The following is an 18,128-nucleotide window of genomic DNA, read 5'->3' as shown; positions in this document are numbered from 1 at the left end:
TACGGGCAGTTACTCGGCAATGAAGCTGGGCGGTGCGACCCTGAAGGCTTTGGTCAGGTACGCCAGGTACAGCACCCCAAGCGTCGCCCACACCCCGCCAAACACCAGCGAATGGCTGTCCAGGTCGAGCCAGAGGATGGCGATGATACAAAAGCCAATGGTCGGCACCACCAGGTAATTGAACTTGTCCAGCCAGGTCTTGTTGCAGCCTTCGCGCAGGTAGCAGTGCACGATCACCGAGAGGTTGACGAAGCTGAAGGCCACCAGCGCGCCGAAGTTGATCACCGAGGTGGCGGTCACCAGGTCGAAGAAAATCGCCGACAGCGAGATCAGCCCGACGATGGCGATGTTGATCACCGGGGTTTTCCATTTACCGTGCAGGCGGCCGAAGTAGCGCCGCGGGATGACGTTGTCGCGGCCCATGACGTACAAGAGGCGCGACACGCTGGCTTGCGAAGCCAGGCCCGAGGCCAGGGTGTTGATGAAGGTGCAGCAGATGAAGATCGACTGGAACAGCTTGCCGCCGACATACAGGGCGATTTCCGGCAGGGCCGCTTCGTGGTCCTGGAACCGGTCCATGGTCGGGAAAAACGCCTGGATGTAGTAGGACACGACGATGAACACCAGGCCGCCGATCAAGGCAATCAGGAAGATCGCCCGTGGGATGACTTTCTGCGCGTTCTCGGTTTCTTCCGACAGGGTGGTCACCGCATCGAAACCCAGGAAGGAGAAGCAGAGGATGGTGGCGCCGGCGACCAGGGCGTTGAAGTGGGTGGCTTGATCGGCAAACGGCAGCAGGCTCCACGAAGTGCCGAGGCCTTCGCCGCTGTGCAGGCCGCGCACGGTGAGGTAGATGAACACGCCGATGATCAGCGCCTGGATGGCGACGAACAGGGTGTTGAAGTTGGCCACCAGGTTGATGCTGCGCATGTTGATCAGGCTCATCACCGTGACGAAGCCGACCACCCAGACCCAGGCCGGCACCTCGGGGAACATCACCGACAGGTAGAGCTTGGCCAGCAGGGCGTTGACCATCGGCAGCAGCAGGTAATCGAGCAGCGACGACCAGCCGACCAGAAAGCCCACGTGCGGGTTGATTGCCCGGCGCGTGTAGGTATAGGCCGAACCTGACTCGGGAAAGCGCCGAACCAGCACGCCATAACTGACCGCTGTGAAGAGGATGCCCAGCAGCGCCAGCACATAGGCGCTAGGCACATGCCCATTGGTGATGCCGGAGACGATGCCGAAGGTATCGAACACGGTCATGGGTGCGATGTAGGCCAGGCCGATGATGACCACCTGCCAGAGTTTCAGGGTCTTTTTGAAGTGTGCGTCCGCTGCGGAGTCGAGAACCGTTCCTGTGTTCTGCTGGTGTGCTGCACGCGAAGAGACTGGCATGGATGGCGCTTGCCCGTAGGGTTTGAAATTATTTTTATGAAGGTGAGGCAGGGAGGGAAAATAAGAAGAGTGACAGATGTGTGTCAATTAAATTTTCACAAGGTGTTTCAGGGGTGGGTCGAGTTTGTGCCTATATTTTTGCTTACAAGGCTCTATTCTGCTTATTTCGGTGAATTTTGGCTGTTTATAAAAACAGACGGTCCTTTAGCGGACGTTGCAGGTTGCCGATTTTTATCGGTGATCTTCTGTTGTACCGGGCGTCTTTGGGGCCGCTACGCAGCCCATCGTCGGCAAAGCCAACTCCCACACATGCTGCAGCGCCAGGCATTACTGTCCGCGCCGCCCATGCTTGACCAGCAACCTCTCAAGCTTCTCCCACAACGCAGGCTCGGTACTGAACGCCACGTTGAAGCGCATCCAGCCGGTCGCTTGTGAATCGACCATGAACAACTGCCCGGGGCCGAGCATGATGCCTTGCTCCAGGGCGTCGTCGACCAGCGCCGCGCTGTCGGCGATGGCCGGGTGGCGGGTCCACAGGTACATGCCTTCGTCGCCTTCGATAAAACGCTCGAAACCCAGCCGCGTGAGCTGTTCACTGACCTGCTGCTGCGCCTCGGCCAGGCGCTGGCGCAGGCGTTTGAGGTGCTTGCGCCAGCGGCCGTCGGTGATGGCCGCGTACACCACCCGTTCCATCACCTGCGAGGTGGTCAGGCCCGAGCGCATTTTCAGTTGCAGCAGTTGCTGCATCAGTTCGGGGTTGGCCAGCATGAAACCGACCCGCACATTCGGCGAGATGCTTTTCGAGTAGCTGCCGACGTACACCACCTGCTGCAGGTGATCGAGGCTGGTCAGGCACGGCAGCGGCTCGTTGATCATGTCGGCGTAGAGGTTGTTTTCCACCAGGCGAAAGCCGTGGCGCGTGGCCAGTTGCAGCAGGCGGTGCAGTTGCGCCAGCGGCGTGCGTGAGGCGGTCGGGCTGTGCAGGTGCGGCTGGGTGAAGAACACCGTCGGCCGGTGGTGTTCGAGCAGCCGTTCGAGGTGGTCGAGGTCGTAGCCGTTGGGCGTGCGCGGCACACCGAGCAAGGTCGCGCCCTGAAAGCGCAAAATGCTCATCAGGTTGGGGTAGCCGGGGTCGTCGACCAGCACCACGTCGCCGGGGCGTACCAGGGTGCGCACGGCCAGGTCCAGGGCCTGGCTGGCGCCGTGGGTGAGCATCAGCTGGTTGGGGTTGGCGACGATGCGCAGGTCCTGTTGCAGGTTCTGCGCGGTGAGGGTGCGCAGTTCCAGCAGGCCCATGGGGTCGCCGTAGCCGCTCAGTTCCAGCACGCTGCTGGCAACCTGGCGCATGCCCCGGCGCAGGCCGTCTTCGAACATCCAGTCGTTGGGCAGCCAGCCGCAGCCGGGCTTGAACGCAAGCTGGCGGCTTTCGAAGATTTGCTGCAGGTACCACTCGGAGTTGAATTCCGGCTTGCCCGGCGCCGGCTCGCTGGCCTGGCTTTCGATCAGCTCGACGGCCGAGCGGTTGACGAAGAACCCGGCATTGCCGCGGCTGACCAGCAAACCCTGGGCGACCAGGCGGTCGTAGGCTTCGACCACGGTAAAGGTGCTGACCGAGTAGGTGGCGGCGAAGGCCCGGATCGAGGGCACCTTGGCACCGGGTTTGAGGGTCTGGTTCTCGATCAACTCCCGCAGCCCGTTGATGATCTGGTTGACCAGCGGGGGCGATGCGTCGGGTCGTAATTCAAGCATGGGGAAGCTGTGCCTTCAGGTGTGCGTAACGCCGGGCGCCTGCAGGAAATCGCGGTGTACTGCATCGGCGGCCTGTACAGTGCAGTGGATTTTTCATCGCGCTGTGCATGGCTCTATGTGTCGGACATTTTTACATTAGGGGTCTGTTATCGCTAGCTAAAGCACGTTGAAGCAGTATGAATAATCACAATGACACTGATGCTTTCACCCTTGGGCACCGCCCAACCGCTCCTTGCGCACAGATGGCACTGACCCGCCATCGCGCCATTGCACCGTTCAATCCGACCAGAGGTAATCCGCTGGCCCTGTGAGCAGCGTCGCCGACCCATGACCTGGGCCGGGCGATTACGGCTGCCCGCACCTTTACCGATTCGAATGGGTGAGACCGCTGTAGCAGGCGGTCTCTCGAGTTTCCTTGCATAAAAAGAACACGAGGTAGCTACTGATGGACGCAACATCCACATCCACTTCCACAGCGAAGGTGGAGCACGAGAGCAAGCTCAGCGCTTCGCTCAAGTCTCGCCACCTGACCATGATGTCGATCGCCGGGGTTATCGGCGGCGCATTGTTCGTCGGCTCTGGCAGTGTGATTCACAGCGCAGGCCCCGCGGCCATCCTGGCCTACCTGGCCGGCGGCATCCTGGTGGTGCTGATCATGCGCATGCTCGGTGAAATGGCGACTTCTTCGCCCGACACCGGCTCGTTCTCCACCTATGCCGAGCGCGCCATCGGCCGCTGGGCGGGCTTTACCATCGGCTGGTTGTACTGGTGGTTCTGGGTGATTTTGATGGCCTGGGAAGCCTACGTCGCCGGCAAGATTCTGCACGGCTGGTTCCCGTCGATCAGCGTCAACGTGTTCGTTCTGGCCACCACCCTGGTGCTGATCAGCGTCAACTTCTTCAACGTCAAGCATTACGGCGAGTTCGAGTTCTGGTTCGCCTTGATAAAGGTGGTGGCGATCATCTGTTTCCTGGTGGTCTGCGGGTTGGCGGTGGTCAACCTGTGGCCCACCGGTGAAGTCCACGGCCTGAGCAACCTCACCGCGCAAGGCTTCATGCCCAATGGCATGGAGGCGGTGGTGGTGGCCATGCTCGGGGTGATGTTCGCCTTCCTCGGCGCCGAAATCGTTACCATCGCCGCCGCCGAGTCGAAGAACCCGTCGGAGCAGATCGTCAAGGCGACCAACTCGGTGGTCTGGCGGGTGTGCCTGTTCTACGTCGGTTCGATCTTCCTGATCGTCGCCCTGGTGCCGTGGAACGACCCGCTGATGGGCACTTCGGGTTACGGCTCGTACCGTCGTACCCTGGAGCTGCTGGGCATCCCCGGTGCGGAGTTTGTGATGAACTTCGTGGTGCTGACCTCGGTGAGCAGCTGCCTGATCTCGGCGCACTACACCGCCTCGCGCATGCTGTTCTCGCTGTCGACCCGTGGTGATGCGCCGTCGTTCTTCAAGATCACCCGTGCCGGTACCGGCGTGCCGGTGTTCTCGATCATCGGCTCGTGCTCGGTGGCGGTGTTCGTGGCCCTGATCAACTTCAGCGAAACCCTGCGCCCGAAAGACGTGCTCGACGTGCTGATGAACACCACCGGCATGATTGCCTTGCTGGTGTACCTGGTGATCGCCTTCTCGCAACTGAAGATGCGCCGCAAGCTGGAAGCCGAAGGCAAGCCGATCCGCCTGAAAATGTGGCTGTTCCCGTGGCTGACCTACCTGGTGATCGTGTTCATCATCGGCTGCCTGGTGACCATGGCGTTTGTGCCGGACTACCAGGTGCTGGTGTTCTCCACCGGTGCGGCGGCGATTGTCGTGGCCCTGATGGGCGCGGTATTGCACGTGCGGGCGGCGAAAAAAGCGCTGTCCTGAAACATCTGATCGCCGGCAATGCCTCCCACAGGATTTATGTTGTACGCAGGACCTGTGGGAGCTGGCTTGCCAGCGATGAGGCCCTCAAACCACCCGCAAAATCTCCCCCACCAGCCAGCCCAGCGCCCGGTCCTGACCGCGCTGGGCCAGGTGCACCAGCTCAAGCTCGAACGCCTCCAACGCAAGCGGTAAGTCATGCAGCTGCAACGGCAGCAGCGTGGCGAAGTGGCGTGCCAGTTGCGTCGGCAGCACCACGCACAAGTCCGACGCCGCCACCAGGTGCGCCGCCTGCAGGTAGTTGGGCGTGGTGTAGACAATCTGCCGCGCCAGGCCTTGTTCCCCCAGCCATTGATCGACCATGCCACGGGTCTGCCCGCCATGCACCCAGAGGTGACGCAGGCGCAAAAACGTGTCGAGGTCCAGTGCGCCGTTCACCAGCGGATGCTCCTTGCGCAGGGCAATCTGCAAGGTCTCGTTGCGCCAGTGATGGCGGGCAAAGCGCGCCGGAATCTCATCGAAGCGCCCCAGCACCAGGTCCAGCTGGCCACGGTCGAGGGCATCCACCGGCAGGCTCGGCGCCAGCGGGGCGATGTCCAGGCGCAGGTTCGGCGCGCGCTCCTGCAGGCGGCGCAGCAGGCCGGGCATGCACAACTGCTCGACGAAGTCGGTCATGGCAATGCGAAAAGTCTGTCGGCTCAGATGCGGGTCGAAGCTTTCACCGACATTGAGCGTCTGCTCGATCTGTTGCAGCGCCGAGCGGATCGGGCCTTCCAGGGCCAGGGCCTTGGGCGTCGGTTGCATGCGCCGGCCGATGCGCACCAGCAGCGGGTCGTCGAGCAGTTCGCGCAGGCGCACCAGGGCGTTGCTTACTGTCGGCTGGCTGAGAGCCAGGCGCTCGGCGGCGCGCGAGACGTTCTGCTCGCGCAGCAGCACGTCGAGGATGCGCAGCAGGTTGAGGTCGAAGGTACTTATATTCATATTGCAAATATCACACATATGAAAATGAAATTTCTCAAATAGTAGGCAGCTGCTTAGGGTGTCGGCAATCCTTCTTTTCGACTCAGGGGTGCCGGTGTGAGCAACGCGTTCGATGTGCAGCAAGCTGCGGTGGTTGGGGCGGGTACCATGGGCCGGGGGATTGTCATCAGCCTGGCCAGTGCCGGCATACCGGTGTTGTGGCTCGATGCCAGCCCGCAGATGGTCACTGCCGGCCTGAAGATGGCCGCCGACACCTGGGCCCATCAGGTGGTCAAGGGCCGTATCAGCGAGGCGCAGGCCGAACAGAACCTGGCGCGCATTCGGGCGGTGGACGACTACGCGGCGCTGGCCGATGTCGACCTGGTGATCGAGGCGGTGTACGAAAACCTCGAGCTCAAGCAGGAAATCTTCCGCACCCTGGACCGCACCCTCAAGCCCGGTGCGATCCTCGCCAGCAACACTTCGGCGCTGGATATCGACGCCATTGCTGCCGTCACCCAGCGCCCGCAGCAGGTACTGGGCCTGCACTTCTTCAGCCCCGCGCACATCATGAAGCTGCTGGAAATCGTTCGCGGCCAGCACACCTCGGCGGCCGTGCTCGAACAGGCCAAAGCCCTGGGCCAGCGTCTGGGCAAGATCGCCGTGGTGGCCGGCAACTGCCGCGGCTTCATCGGCAACCGCATGCTTAAAACCTACGCCGACGAGGCGCGCAAGATGCTCCTCGAAGGCGCGCTACCCCACCAGGTCGATGGCGCGTTGCAGGCGTTCGGTTTTGCCATGGGCCCGTTTCGCATGTACGACGTGGTCGGCGTCGACCTTGAATGGCGCGCCCGCCAATTGGCCGGGCAGGGCATGGACAGCCCGCTGGTGCAGGTCGACAACGCCCTGTGCGAGCTCGGCCGCTTCGGCCAGAAGGCCGGCCGTGGTTACTACCAGTACGCCGAGGGCAGCCGCGAGGCCGAGCACGACCCTGAGGTCGATGCCCTGATCGAGCGTATCGCTACCGGCCTGGGCTTTCGCCGCCGGCTGATCAGCGACCCGGAAATCGTCGAGCGCAGCCTGCTGGCGCTGGTCAACGAAGGGGCGAAGATCCTTGAAGAGAACATCGCCGCCAACAGCCACGACATCGATCGGGTCTACCTCAATGGCTACGGCTTCCCGGCCGCGGTTGGCGGGCCGATGCACTGGGCCGACAGCCAGGGCCTGGCCTCGATCCAGGAACGCCTGGAACGCTTGCAGCGCATGCTCGGTGAGCATTGGCGGCCAGCGCCGCTGATTGCCCGACTGGCAGCCGCCGGCAAAGATTTTGCCGTTGTACAGGAGGGCCGAGCATGAGCTACCAGGCACCGCTGCGCGATATGCGTTTTGTGCTGCACGAACTGTTCGATGTCAGTGGCCATTGCCAGCAACTGGGTAACGGCCTGGACCGTGAAACCATCGATGGCGTACTCGAAGAGGCGGCGCGTTTTGCCGCCGAAGTGATCGCACCGCTGAACCGCAACAGCGACGAGCAGGGCTGCCGATTACAGGACGGCCAGGTGACCACGCCGGATGGCTTTCGCCTGGCCTATAAACGCTACGTCGATCAGGGCTGGGCCAGCATGACCGGGCCGCTGGATTTCGGCGGCCAGGGTTTCCCGCAGATGGTTTCGGCCAGTTTTCACGAGATGCTGATGGCCGCGTCGCTGTCGTTTCGCATTTACTCCGGGCTCACCGAGGGCACGGTACTGGCGCTGGATCGCCATGGCAGCGCCGAGCTCAAGCAGCGCTGCCTGGCGCACCTGGTCAGTGGCCAATGGACCGGCACCATGTGCCTCACCGAACCCCAGGCCGGCACCGACCTGGCCTTGCTGCGCACCCGCGCCATGGCCCAGGCCGACGGCAGCTACCAGCTCAGTGGCAGCAAGATTTTCATCAGCGGCGGCGAGCAGGACCTGAGCGCCAACATCATCCACCTGGTGCTGGCGCGTTTGCCCGACGCACCGCCCGGGGTCAAGGGCATCAGCCTGTTCCTGGTGCCCAAGGTGCTGGTGAACGCCGACGGCACCCTCGGCGCGCGCAACGCTTTGAGTTGCGGCGCGCTGGAACACAAGATGGGCATCAAGGGCGCTTCCACCTGTGTGATGAACTTCGACGGCGCCAGCGGCTGGCTGGTGGGCGAGGCCAACCAGGGCCTGGCCTGCATGTTCACCATGATGAACGACGCGCGTTTTCAGGTCGGCCTGCAGGGCCTGGGCATTGCCGAGGCGGCGTTCCAGGGGGGGCTGGTGTATGCCCGCGAGCGCTTGCAGTCGCGGGCCATCAGCGGCGCCAAGGCGCCGAACAAAGCCGCCGACCCGATCATCGTCCACCCCGATGTGCGGCGCATGCTGCTGACCCAGAAGACCTTGAGTGAAGGCTGCCGCATGCTCGCCGCCTACACCGCGCGCCAGCTCGATCTTGAACACCATTGCAGCGCTGCAAAACGCCGCGCCGCCTTGCTGATCCCGATCGTCAAAGCCTTCTTCACCGACTGCGGCCAGGAAGTCGCCAGCCTTGGCGTGCAGCTCTACGGCGGCCATGGCTTTATCCGCGAGTGGGGCATGGAGCAGCTGATGCGCGACAGCCGCATCACTCAGCTGTACGAGGGCACCAATGGCATCCAGGCCCTGGACCTGATTCGCCGCAAGCTGCTCGGCGATGGCGGCAGCGAGCTCAATGCGCTGATCGATGAGTTGGCAACGCAGGTGGCCCAGGCTTCGCAGCAGCCGCAGATGGCCGAGCGGGTAGGGCAGTGCCTGCAGCAGTGGCGGGCGCTGGGCGAGTCGGTGCTGCAAGCCTGCCGCCACGACCCGGAAGAGATTGGCGCAGTGTCAGTGGATTTTCTCGCCTACTCGGCCTATGTGTTGTTGGCGGCCTTGTGGCTGCAAGCTGCAGAGCGCGCCAGCGCGGCCCTGGCGGCCGGCAGCAGCGAGGCGGCGTTCTACCAGGCCAAGCTGCAGGCGGCGGACTTTTACCTGCGCAGAGTTTTGCCCCGTGCCGGCGCCCATCGCGAGGCCTTGCTGGCTGGCGCAGGCTGCCTGATGAGCCTGCCCGAGACCGATTTCGCCTTCTGATTTACCTGCGGACATCACAACAACAACGAGGAACGCCGCATGCAGTCATTCAGTTTTGCTACCACCGCGCAGATCCTCTGCGAAGCCGGCGCTGCCTTGCGCCTGGCCAGCCTGTGCCGCGAACGCGGGGCGCGGGCGGTGTTGATCGTCACCGACCCGGGCATTGCCCGCCTGGGTTTGCTTGAGCCGCTGCTGCCCGCTTTTGCCCAGCAAGGCCTGGCGGTGGAAGTGTTCGACCAGGTGCTGGCCGATCCGCCGCAAGCCTGTGTGCTGGAGGTGGTGCTGCAGGCGCGGGCGATGCACGCCGACTTGATCGTCGGCTTTGGCGGTGGCAGTTCCATGGACGTCGCCAAACTGGTGGCGCTGCTGGCGCACCCGGACTGTCAGCAACTGCTCAGCGATATCTATGGCGTCGACCAGGCCCGTGGCCGGCGCTTGCCGTTGATCCAGGTGCCGACCACCGCCGGCACTGGCTCGGAAGTCACTCCGATTGCCATCGTCACCACCGGCGAGCACAGCAAGATGGGCGTGGTCTCCAACCTGTTGCTGCCCGACCTTGCGCTGCTCGACGCCGACCTGACCCTCGGCCTGCCGCCAGCCGTTACCGCTGCGACCGGCATCGATGCCATGGTCCACGCCATCGAGGCCTACACCAGCAAGCTCAAGCGCAATCCGCTGTCCAACCTGCTGGCCCGCGAAGCGTTGAAGTTGCTGGCGGGCAATCTTGACCAGGCGGTGCACAACGCAAGCAACCGCGAGGCGCGCCAGGCCATGCTGCTCGGCGCGTGCCTGGCCGGCCAGGCGTTTGCCAACGCGCCGGTGGCGGCGGTGCATGCGCTGGCCTATCCGCTGGGCGGGCATTTTCATATCCCTCACGGGCTGTCCAATGCCCTGGTGCTGCCCCACGTGCTGCGCTTCAACGCTGAAGCGGCGGCGCCCTTGTATGCCGAACTGGCGCCGCTGCTGCTGGGTGAGCGCTTGCGCGCCGGCGATGTGCACAGCCTCACGGCGCAGTTGATCGAGGAGCTGGCTGAACTGAGCCCGCGCTGCGGCCTGCCGACGCGTTTGCGCGATGCCGGCGTGCCCGAAAACAGCCTCGAACAGCTGGCCCGCGATGCCATGCAACAGCAACGCCTGCTGGTCAACAACCCGCGCGAGCTCAGCGAAGCCGATGCCCTGGCGATCTACCGGGAGGCGTTCTGATGGAGCAGCCCGGGCGCGAGGCCTTTCCTCACTTCCAGCCGGTCACCACGCGCTGGCACGACAACGACATCTATGGCCACGTCAACAACGTCGTCTACTACAGCTTTTTCGACAGCGCGGTGAACAGCTACCTGATCGAGCAGGGCGGGCTGGATATTCACCAGGGTGAAGTGATCGCCTTTGTGGTCAATTCCAGCTGCGACTATTTCGCCTCGATCGCCTTTCCCGAGCGCATCGAGGTGGGCCTGGCGGTGAGCAAGCTGGGCAACAGCTCGGTGCACTACCGCCTCGGCATCTTCAAGGCTGGCCAGCAACAGGCCTGCGCGGCGGGGCGTTTTGTTCACGTGTTCGTCGAGCGCGCCCGCAACCGCCCGGTAACTATCCCCGAACCCCTGCGGGCGGCATTGAGCCGTTTGCGTTGTGACTGACTGGAGTACATCGCCATGCAAGACGCCGTAATTGTCTCAACCGCCCGCACGCCGATTGCCAAGGCCTTTCGCGGCGCCTTCAATGACTTCAAGGCGCCGTCGATGAGCGCCGTGGCCATTCGCGCGGCGGTCGAGCGCGCCGCCATCGAACCCGGCGAAATCGACGACCTGGTGCTGGGCACCGCCATGCAGAGCGGTACTGCCTCGACCAACCTGGCGCGCCTGTCGGCGCTGGCGGCGGGCTTGCCGCTGTCGGTCAGCGGGCAGACCATCGACCGCCAGTGCGCCTCGGGGCTGATGGCGATTTCGATTGCCGCCAAACAGATCATGATCGACGGCATGCAAGTGGCTATCGGTGCCGGCCAGGAGCAGATCAGCCTGGTGCAGAACGCCCATATGCAGGCCGCAGCGGCCGAGCAGGATGCCAACGTGGTGCGCATGGCCGAACATGCCTACATGCCCATGCTGCTCACCGCCGAAATCGTCGCCAAGCGCTACGGCATCAGCCGCGAAGCCCAGGACGCCTACAGCCTGCAATCCCAGCAGCGCACTGCCGCGGCCCAGGCAGCGGGGCTGTTTGCCGATGAGGTCGTGCCGGTCAGCGCACGCAAGAAAGTCATCGACAAGCTCAGCGGGGCGGTCAGCTACCAGGACGTGCAGTTGACCCAGGATGAAGGCAATCGTCCGCACACGACGTTGGCTGACCTGCAAAACCTGGCGCCGGTGCGCGAAGGCGGCTGCATCACCGCCGGCAACGCCAGCCAGTTGTCTGACGGCGCCAGTGCCAGTGTGCTGATGAGCGGGACGCTGGCGGCGCGTAGCGGCGTCAGGCCGCTGGGCCTGTATCGCGGCATCGCCGTGGCTGGCCTTGCCCCCGAGGAAATGGGCATCGGCCCGGTGCTGGCGATTCCCAAGTTGCTGCGTCAGCACGGTTTGCGCGTGGACGATATCGGCCTGTGGGAAATTAACGAAGCCTTCGCCTGCCAGGTGCTGTATTGCGCGCAGACCCTGGGCATCGACCCGGCGCGGCTCAACGTCAATGGTGGCGCTATCGCCATCGGCCACCCCTACGGCATGAGTGGCGCACGCATGGTCGGCCATGCCTTGCTCGAAGGCCGGCGCCGTGGCGTCAAGTATGTGGTGGTAAGCATGTGCGTGGGCGGCGGCATGGGCGCCGCCGGTTTGTTCGAAGTGCTCTGAAACCCTCAGCGCCCGCGATAGGCCCCGGGCGCGCAGGCGAACCAGCGCAGGCAGGCGCGGTGAAAACTCTGCACGTCGCTGTAGCCGAGCTGGTCGGCAATCTGCACCAGCTCAAGCTCACTGCCCTGCAGCAGGTCTTCGGCGCGGTAGCGGCGGTATTCGTCCAGTAGCTCGGTATAACTCCAGCCCAGCGTTTTCAGGCGCCGGGCTGCGGTACGTTCGAGCAGGTGCTGGCGGCTGCAGAAGGCCGGCCAGCGGTTGCTGTCGGCAAGGCTCACGGCCAGGTGGTCGCTGGCCAGCTCCAGCAGGGTCGGCTGGCTGTTGCGCTGGGTCTGCTGCAGCAGCGCCACCAGCAGCTGTTCCAGTGCCTGGTTGCCCGGTGTCAGCGCCTGTTCGAACACCCCTGGGTCAAGGCGGATGCCATGTTCGGCATGGCCCCAGCTTACCGCCGTGCGCCAGGCGTGCGGATGCACGCTGGTGTCGGCCGGCGCCGGGTGCGCCAGTTCGATGGCGATGATCGGGTCCTGCTCCAGGCCGCTGGCCAGCAGTTTGCGGCGCAGCAGGCTGCACAGGCTGGTGAGCATGTAGTCGGTGATCGGCGCTGTGGCTGTGAGGCTGCCGCAGTCCTGCAGGCGCAGGCAGACCTGGCCATTGCCGCGCTCGATGCGGGCGCGGAAATGGCCGTTGAAAAACGGAAAGTACTCGACGAAGTAGGCACAGGCGCTGTCCAGCGAGGCGGCGACATCGAACAGGTAGGTCAGGCCGTTGGTGGCGGTGGAAACAAAGCGCCGGCCGGCGGCCAGGCCGATAAACGGGTCGTGGCTTTCGCTCAGGGCCAGGGTCCAGAAGCGCCGCGACAGCAGCAGCGGCACGCGCAGGAACGGCGTGCGCAACTCGAACAGGCTGCGGCGGAACACCGCCTCGATCAGCGCCAGGCTCACCCCGCGCTGCTGCAGTTCCTCAATGGCCGGCAGCAGGGTCGGGGCGTAAAAGGCATTGGGTGGCACGGGCTTCATGAGCGGCTCACCAGCAACTGTTGATCGACACTGAGGATAGCCTCGATCATCGCCTGCGCCGCTGGCGTCAGGCTGTCGCCGGCGCGGCTGACGATGCCGTACTGCAACTGCAGGTCCGGGTCGTTGGCGTTGACATCGACGAAGCTCAGCAGCTGGATCTCACCGGCCTCGACCCGTTCGTGCAGGGCTTCGGCGGTGGCCAGGCCGATGGCGTCCGAGCGCATCACCACCCGGCGAATGGCATCGAACTGCGCGCATTCGACGCTGGTGACAAAATCCTGGGTGCCCTGGGCGCGGGCGAGAATCTTGCGGATCATCGGCGGGATGCGCGTGCCGGCGATCGGGTAGTCGAGCAGGGCGCTGAGGGTGAGTTCGCCGCGCGCGGCCAGCGGGTGTCCGGCCCGGCAGAAAAACCGCCCGCGCCGTGGCCGCAGCGCCTGCACCTGGTAGCGCGGGTCGTCCTTGAAGTAGCGCGAGTCGGCCACCAGGAACTCGATCTGCTGCTCCTTGAGCCAGCCGCCCAGTTGCTCCCAGTCGCCCTGATGAAAGCGCGCGCGCACCAGCGGGTGGTCGTGAATGAACTGCGCCAGTGCCTCGGGCACCAGCAATTGGGCCGGGTAGGGGCCGCTGCCGAAACTCAGCTCGCCGCCTTCCAGGCCGTTGTACTGCAGCAGCTCGTTGTGCAGGCTCTGGCTGCTGGCCAGCAGGCGCCTGGCGTGTTGCAGCACCAGTTGGCCCTGGCCGGTCAGGCGAAATTCACGGCTGCCACGCTCGACCAGGGCGCAATCCAGATCGCGTTCCAGGGTCTGGATGCTGCGGCTGAAGGCCGGCTGGCTGAGGTTGACGGCATCGGCGGCGCGGACGAACCCGCGGTAATCGGCCAGGGCAACGAAGTGGCGAAGTTGTCGAAGGTCCATCATGCGCCTCTTGCATGCAGTGGATGCTTTTTATGCATTTGATCGATAGTTTAGCGGCTGGCATAACTCAGGGCCTGATCATTTTGCGTGACCTGCCATGCCTGCTTCGCCCTTCGTCTGCGCCGCCTTGACCCGCACCCTGGTCGCTCACGCCCAGGGCTGCGGGCTGCCTGTGAACCTGCTGCTGCAACGGGCCGGCATCGAGCCTGCGCAGCTGCATGGGCAAGGCCAGATTGCGGCGGAGCAGGTCGAGCAGTTGCTGCGCGAGTGTGAGGCCGCTGGCGCCGGTCATGCGTTCGGTTGCGAGCTGGTCCGGGGCATGGCCACCCATTCGCTGCAGGGGCTGAACATTCTGCTCGACTCGGCCGCCACTGTGGGCGACAGCCTTGAGTGTTTTATCCGCTACCTGCCGCTGGTAACCAACTGCCTGCTGGTCAGCCTGGAGGCGTCGAACCTGCACCTGCGTTGCTATCAGCATCAACCTCATCACTACATGCTCGACGCCGCGGTGCTGAGCCTGGTGCGCAACATCGCCCGGCGCGCCGGGCGTACACCGGCGCAGGTTTTCACTCAGGTCAGCGTGTTGGCGCAGCAGGCGGCAGGAAGCTGGTTGCAGGGCTGGGGCGTGGCGGTGGTCAGTGGCCCATGGTTGAGTCTGCAGCTTGCGCCCGGCGCACTCGAACTGGCCTTGCCCGGCGCCAACGCTTTTCTGCATCAGGGCATGCTGCGCCAATGGCAAGGCGCGGGCCTGGCCGAGGAGCGCGAAGACAGCCTGCACCTGGCCCGCCATTGGCTGGCGGCGGGCGACCAGCCGATCGAGCGAATTGCCGAACGCCTCGGCTACCGCCAGCCGAGCAATTTCATTCGGGCCTTTCGCAAGCAGTTCGGGGTCACGCCCAAGCAGTTTCGCCTGAGCGGGTTGCAGCCGGCCTAGGGGCATTTTTCGCAACGCCTTGATGATCGTTTTTTGTCGTGCGCCGCTTGCGTGTGGCGGCAGGCGCTTGGGCATCTTGATCGAGCTTGATCCCTATTGGAGCTCGATAATGACAACAACAAGCTCAACCCCATCACCTTTGCTGCTGACCCTGTTGGCGGCCTGCGCAGTACCGGCCCAGGCCGCCAGTTTCGACATCAACGAAGACTGGAGTTTCACCACCCGCAGCACCTTGAGCCTGGGCAGCAGCTGGTCGACCCAGAGCCCCGACCGCCACTTGATGACCCGCGCCAACGCCCTGCAGGCCCAGGGCGTGAATGCCGATGGCACGGGGGTGAGTGCCGATGACAATCGCTTGAATTTCAAGAAGGGCGATCCGATCTCGCAAACCTTCAAGGGCCTGACCGATTTCAGCCTCGACGGCCAGGGCCAGGGCGCCTTTGTGCGCCTGAAGTACTGGTACGACCATGCCTATGAAACCCGTGATGGCCGCTTCAAGGATTTCGACGACAGCGGCTGGGATGACCTGGCCAGGTTCCAGGGTCTGCAAGTGCTCGACGCCTACCTGTGGAAAGACTTCGAGCTGGCCGGCCATCCGCTGAGTTTCAAGCTTGGCAAGCAGGTGCTGTCGTGGGGTGAGGCGTTGTTGATCCAGAACGGCATCAACGTCATCAACCCGCTGGACATCACCGCCTTCAACCGCCCCGGGGTCGAGATCAAGGAAGGCCAACTGCCGGTGGAAATGCTCTCGTTCAGCTTCGGCATATCCGACACCCTCAACCTTGAGGGCTTCTACCAGTACAACTGGCGCCCCAGCGTGCTCGATGGCTGTGGCACCTTCTTTGCCGGCAGCGATGTGATCCAGCCGGGCTGCGGGCCGCTGTACCTGGGCCAGGTGCTCACTGACCAACAGATGCAGGCCAGCGGTCTGTACGCCAGCGCGCGGGGCAACGAGTCGCCGTCCGACAACGGCCAGTTCGGCTTCGCCCTGCGCCAGATGCTGCCGGCGCTCAACGATGCCGAGGCGGCGCTGTACTTCATCAACTACCACTCGCGCCTGCCGTACCTGACCCTCGATGCGCGCAACACCTCGCTGCCAGGGAATTTTCCCGGCGGCGGGCAGGGGCCTTCGTATGCCGCGGCCTTCCCCGAGAACATCCGCCTGTACGGGCTGAGCATCAACGGCGTCGAGCCCAACAGCGGCGTGTCGCTGGCGGCCGAACTCAGCTATCGGCCGAACATGCCGCTGAGTTTCAACGCCCCGGATGTCACCACGGCGGTGGTCTCCGGGGCACCCGGCAACTCGTGGGTGCAGTTGCCCGAGGGCTTCAACAACCGCACAGGGGATCGCCTGGATGGCTGGGAGCGAAAAGGCGTGTGGCAACTGACCAGCTCGGCGACCCAGGCCATCGACAACGTGCTCGGCGCCACCCGCCTGAGCCTGTTCGGTGAAGTCGGCGTGGTGCATATCGATAGCCTCGGTGACGAGCGCCTGGGCCGCAATGCCGCCTTTGGCCGCAGCGCACCGCGCAATGGCAGCGCCTGCAACAGCGTCGCCTCTGGGGTGACCAACCGCTACTGCACCGACAAGGGCTTTGCCACCGACTGGTCCTGGGGCTATCGCCTGCGCGCCAGCCTTGAGTACAGCGATGTGTTGCCCGGCGTGAACCTGATTCCGGCAGTCAACTGGCGCCATGACGTCGAAGGCTATTCCTACGACCCGCTCGGGCCGTTCCAGGAAGGCCAGCAGGCCCTGGGCCTGAGTCTTACCGCCAACTACCTCAACGACTACAGCGTGGAGCTGGCCTACAACAGCTTCTTCGGCTCCAACGACTACAGCACCCTTGATGACCGCGATTTTGCCTCGGTCAGCTTCAAGGCCGATTTCTAAGGAGAACAATAAAAATGCGCATCCATCCCCTGTTGTTGGCCCTGACCTGCGTCAGCGCCCTGGCCCAGGCCAAGAGCACAGACCTCGGCCCCCTGGACAAGACCCTTACGCCCATGGGCTCGGAGCGCGCCGGCAATGCCGACGGCAGCATCCCGGCCTGGACCGGTGGCCTTGACAAGGCCGCTGGTAGCATTGATGGCAACGGCGGCTACAGCGATCCTTTCGCCGGTGAAAAGCCGCTGTTCACCATCACTGCGCAGAACCTCCGGCAGTACCAACGTGCGCTCAGCCCCGGCCAGCTGGCGATGTTCAAGCGCTACCCGGACAGCTACCAGATGCCGGTGTACCCGACCCATCGCAGTGCGCGTTTGCCCGCCGCGATTCTTGCTGACAGCCGCAGCAACGCCAGCAAGACCACCCTCGCCGACGGCGGCAATGGCCTGCACGACTACACGCGGGGTATTCCATTCTTGCTGCCGACTGAAGGCATGGAGGTGATGTGGAACCACATGACCCGCTGGCGCGGCGGCAGCTTTGAGCGCTTCAGCAGCATTGCCCTGGTGCGTGAGAACGGCGCGGTCAGCTATATCCGTGCGCAGTCGCTGGTAAGTTTTGCCGAAGCGGTGACCGGCCTTGAGCCCAACGCCAACGTGCTGTTCATGTTCAAGAGCCGGGTGCTGGAACCGGCGCGCCTGGCCGGCGAGACCGTGCTGGTGCACGAACCGGTCGACCAGGTCGTCGAGCCGCGTGCGGCCTGGCAATACCTGCCGGCGCAACGGCGGGTGCGGCGGGCGCCGATGCTGGCCTACGACAACAGCGCGCGCTACAGCAACGGCCTGATCACCGCCGACAACATCGATGGCTTCAACGGCGCGCCGGACCGCTTTGACTGGAAGCTGATCGGCAAGCAGGAGTTGTACATTCCCTACAACAGCTATCGCCTGGGCAGCCGCGCCGTGAAGCTCGATGAACTGGTCAAGCCCAACCACATCAACCCGGCCTATACCCGTTACGAGAAGCATCGGGTATGGGTGGTCGAAGCCACGCTCAAGCCCGGTGCCCGGCATATCTACAGCAAGCGCAGGTTTTATCTGGACGAAGACAGCTGGCAGATCGCCCAGGTGGATCAGTACGACAGCCGCGGCGAGTTGTGGCGCAGTTCCGAGCTGCATGCGATCCAGCACTATGATCATGACTTCACCTACAACGTGCTGGAGACTTCGTACGACCTGATCTCCGGGCGTTATTACGCCGGTGGCTTGAGCAACGAAGAGAAGGCGCCGATGCGGGTGGGGTTTACTGCCAGGACTGACGATTACACCCCTTCGGAATTGCGCCGCTGGGCCAAGTAGCACACGAGCCCTGCGGGCTCGATCGCCGGCAGGACAGGTGTACACAGATTTATTGTGGGAGCTGGCCTTGCCAGCGATAGGGCCAGTCCAGTCAGCACACCAG

General features: G+C 64.0%; 14 protein-coding genes. 9 read left to right on the top strand and 5 right to left on the bottom strand.

Features of this window, described 5'->3' with window-relative positions:
- Positions 1–9 precede the first annotated feature (9 nt).
- Together ABIE20_RS22560 and ABIE20_RS22555 are read right to left on the bottom strand one after the other, a co-directional pair.
- Positions 10–1,398 carry an APC family permease gene (locus tag ABIE20_RS22560; RefSeq protein ID WP_429507442.1) on the bottom strand — a complete coding sequence of 463 codons (1,389 nt, stop codon included), beginning with the start codon at positions 1,396–1,398 and terminating at the stop codon, positions 10–12.
- Positions 1,399–1,725: 327 nt separating this feature from the next.
- Positions 1,726–3,147: a PLP-dependent aminotransferase family protein gene (locus ABIE20_RS22555; RefSeq protein WP_429507440.1), complete on the bottom strand. Its 1,422-nt coding sequence runs from the start codon at positions 3,145–3,147 to the stop codon at positions 1,726–1,728.
- Positions 3,148–3,592: 445 nt separating this feature from the next.
- On the opposite strand from ABIE20_RS22555, the gene ABIE20_RS22550 reads away from it, so the two are divergent.
- Complete coding sequence (locus ABIE20_RS22550) at positions 3,593–5,011, top strand: amino acid permease (protein WP_045194356.1); 1,419 nt, start codon at positions 3,593–3,595, stop codon at positions 5,009–5,011.
- 84 nt (positions 5,012–5,095) lie between these two features.
- On the opposite strand, the gene ABIE20_RS22545 is transcribed toward ABIE20_RS22550, so the two are convergent.
- Positions 5,096–5,989, bottom strand: coding sequence for a LysR family transcriptional regulator (locus ABIE20_RS22545; RefSeq protein ID WP_429507438.1), 894 nt, complete (start codon positions 5,987–5,989; stop codon positions 5,096–5,098).
- A 96-nt stretch (positions 5,990–6,085) separates the two neighbouring features.
- Here ABIE20_RS22545 and ABIE20_RS22540 point away from each other — a divergent pair, with 96 nt between their 5' ends.
- The 5 genes from ABIE20_RS22540 to ABIE20_RS22520 are packed head-to-tail and all read left to right on the top strand — an operon-like array spanning position 6,086 to position 11,915.
- Positions 6,086–7,324: a 3-hydroxyacyl-CoA dehydrogenase NAD-binding domain-containing protein gene (locus ABIE20_RS22540; protein WP_429507436.1), complete on the top strand. Its 1,239-nt coding sequence runs from the start codon at positions 6,086–6,088 to the stop codon at positions 7,322–7,324.
- Entirely contained in the window at positions 7,321–9,084 is a 1,764-nt protein-coding gene (locus ABIE20_RS22535) for an acyl-CoA dehydrogenase C-terminal domain-containing protein (RefSeq protein WP_429507435.1), read from the top strand. Before ABIE20_RS22540 ends, ABIE20_RS22535 begins: the two co-directional genes overlap by 4 nt.
- Positions 9,085–9,123: 39 nt before the next feature.
- Entirely contained in the window at positions 9,124–10,287 is a 1,164-nt protein-coding gene (locus ABIE20_RS22530; RefSeq protein ID WP_429507434.1) for an iron-containing alcohol dehydrogenase, read from the top strand.
- The gene (locus tag ABIE20_RS22525) at positions 10,287–10,715 is read left to right on the top strand and encodes an acyl-CoA thioesterase (RefSeq protein WP_429507433.1); all 429 of its coding nucleotides are present in this window, start codon (positions 10,287–10,289) and stop codon (positions 10,713–10,715) included. The genes ABIE20_RS22530 and ABIE20_RS22525 overlap by 1 nt, the downstream gene beginning before the upstream one ends.
- Positions 10,716–10,730: 15 nt before the next feature.
- Complete coding sequence (locus tag ABIE20_RS22520; RefSeq protein WP_429507431.1) at positions 10,731–11,915, top strand: acetyl-CoA C-acyltransferase; 1,185 nt, start codon at positions 10,731–10,733, stop codon at positions 11,913–11,915.
- A 5-nt stretch (positions 11,916–11,920) separates the two neighbouring features.
- Here the strand turns inward: ABIE20_RS22520 and ABIE20_RS22515 are convergent, their stop codons facing one another.
- Together ABIE20_RS22515 and ABIE20_RS22510 are read right to left on the bottom strand one after the other, a co-directional pair.
- Positions 11,921–12,931, bottom strand: coding sequence for an AraC family transcriptional regulator ligand-binding domain-containing protein (locus ABIE20_RS22515; protein ID WP_429507430.1), 1,011 nt, complete (start codon positions 12,929–12,931; stop codon positions 11,921–11,923).
- Positions 12,928–13,848, bottom strand: coding sequence for a LysR family transcriptional regulator (locus ABIE20_RS22510; RefSeq protein WP_429507428.1), 921 nt, complete (start codon positions 13,846–13,848; stop codon positions 12,928–12,930). The genes ABIE20_RS22515 and ABIE20_RS22510 overlap by 4 nt, the downstream gene beginning before the upstream one ends.
- Before the next feature lie 97 nt (positions 13,849–13,945).
- On the opposite strand from ABIE20_RS22510, the gene ABIE20_RS22505 reads away from it, so the two are divergent.
- The 3 genes from ABIE20_RS22505 (at position 13,946) to ABIE20_RS22495 (ending at position 18,025) form a co-directional block, all read left to right on the top strand.
- Positions 13,946–14,782 carry a helix-turn-helix domain-containing protein gene (locus ABIE20_RS22505; RefSeq protein ID WP_429507427.1) on the top strand — a complete coding sequence of 279 codons (837 nt, stop codon included), beginning with the start codon at positions 13,946–13,948 and terminating at the stop codon, positions 14,780–14,782.
- A gap of 109 nt (positions 14,783–14,891) precedes the next feature.
- Entirely contained in the window at positions 14,892–16,673 is a 1,782-nt protein-coding gene (locus ABIE20_RS22500) for a DUF1302 domain-containing protein (protein WP_429507425.1), read from the top strand.
- Positions 16,674–16,687: 14 nt separating this feature from the next.
- A complete protein-coding gene (locus tag ABIE20_RS22495) occupies positions 16,688–18,025 on the top strand; it encodes a DUF1329 domain-containing protein (protein ID WP_429507424.1) in 1,338 nt (445 codons plus the stop codon).
- The last annotated feature ends 103 nt before the right edge of the window (positions 18,026–18,128 follow it).

The sequence above is a fragment of the Pseudomonas sp. 2835 genome, from assembly GCF_050435905.1.
Classification (GTDB): Bacteria; Pseudomonadota; Gammaproteobacteria; order Pseudomonadales; family Pseudomonadaceae; genus Aquipseudomonas.
This window is presented reverse-complemented; position numbering and strand designations above follow the sequence as displayed.

Bases quoted from the DNA above. Each gene is read 5' to 3' on its own strand.
- ABIE20_RS22560 (WP_429507442.1), bottom strand. From the start codon at position 1,398: ATGCCAGTCTCTTCGCGTGCAGCACACCAGCAGAACACAGGAACGGTT.
- ABIE20_RS22555 (WP_429507440.1), bottom strand. From the start codon at position 3,147: ATGCTTGAATTACGACCCGACGCATCGCCCCCGCTGGTCAACCAGATC.
- ABIE20_RS22550 (WP_045194356.1), top strand. From the start codon at position 3,593: ATGGACGCAACATCCACATCCACTTCCACAGCGAAGGTGGAGCACGAG.
- ABIE20_RS22545 (WP_429507438.1), bottom strand. From the start codon at position 5,989: ATGAATATAAGTACCTTCGACCTCAACCTGCTGCGCATCCTCGACGTG.
- ABIE20_RS22535 (WP_429507435.1), top strand. From the start codon at position 7,321: ATGAGCTACCAGGCACCGCTGCGCGATATGCGTTTTGTGCTGCACGAA.
- ABIE20_RS22530 (WP_429507434.1), top strand. From the start codon at position 9,124: ATGCAGTCATTCAGTTTTGCTACCACCGCGCAGATCCTCTGCGAAGCC.
- ABIE20_RS22525 (WP_429507433.1), top strand. From the start codon at position 10,287: ATGGAGCAGCCCGGGCGCGAGGCCTTTCCTCACTTCCAGCCGGTCACC.
- ABIE20_RS22520 (WP_429507431.1), top strand. From the start codon at position 10,731: ATGCAAGACGCCGTAATTGTCTCAACCGCCCGCACGCCGATTGCCAAG.
- ABIE20_RS22515 (WP_429507430.1), bottom strand. From the start codon at position 12,931: ATGAAGCCCGTGCCACCCAATGCCTTTTACGCCCCGACCCTGCTGCCG.
- ABIE20_RS22510 (WP_429507428.1), bottom strand. From the start codon at position 13,848: ATGGACCTTCGACAACTTCGCCACTTCGTTGCCCTGGCCGATTACCGC.
- ABIE20_RS22505 (WP_429507427.1), top strand. From the start codon at position 13,946: ATGCCTGCTTCGCCCTTCGTCTGCGCCGCCTTGACCCGCACCCTGGTC.
- ABIE20_RS22500 (WP_429507425.1), top strand. From the start codon at position 14,892: ATGACAACAACAAGCTCAACCCCATCACCTTTGCTGCTGACCCTGTTG.
- ABIE20_RS22495 (WP_429507424.1), top strand. From the start codon at position 16,688: ATGCGCATCCATCCCCTGTTGTTGGCCCTGACCTGCGTCAGCGCCCTG.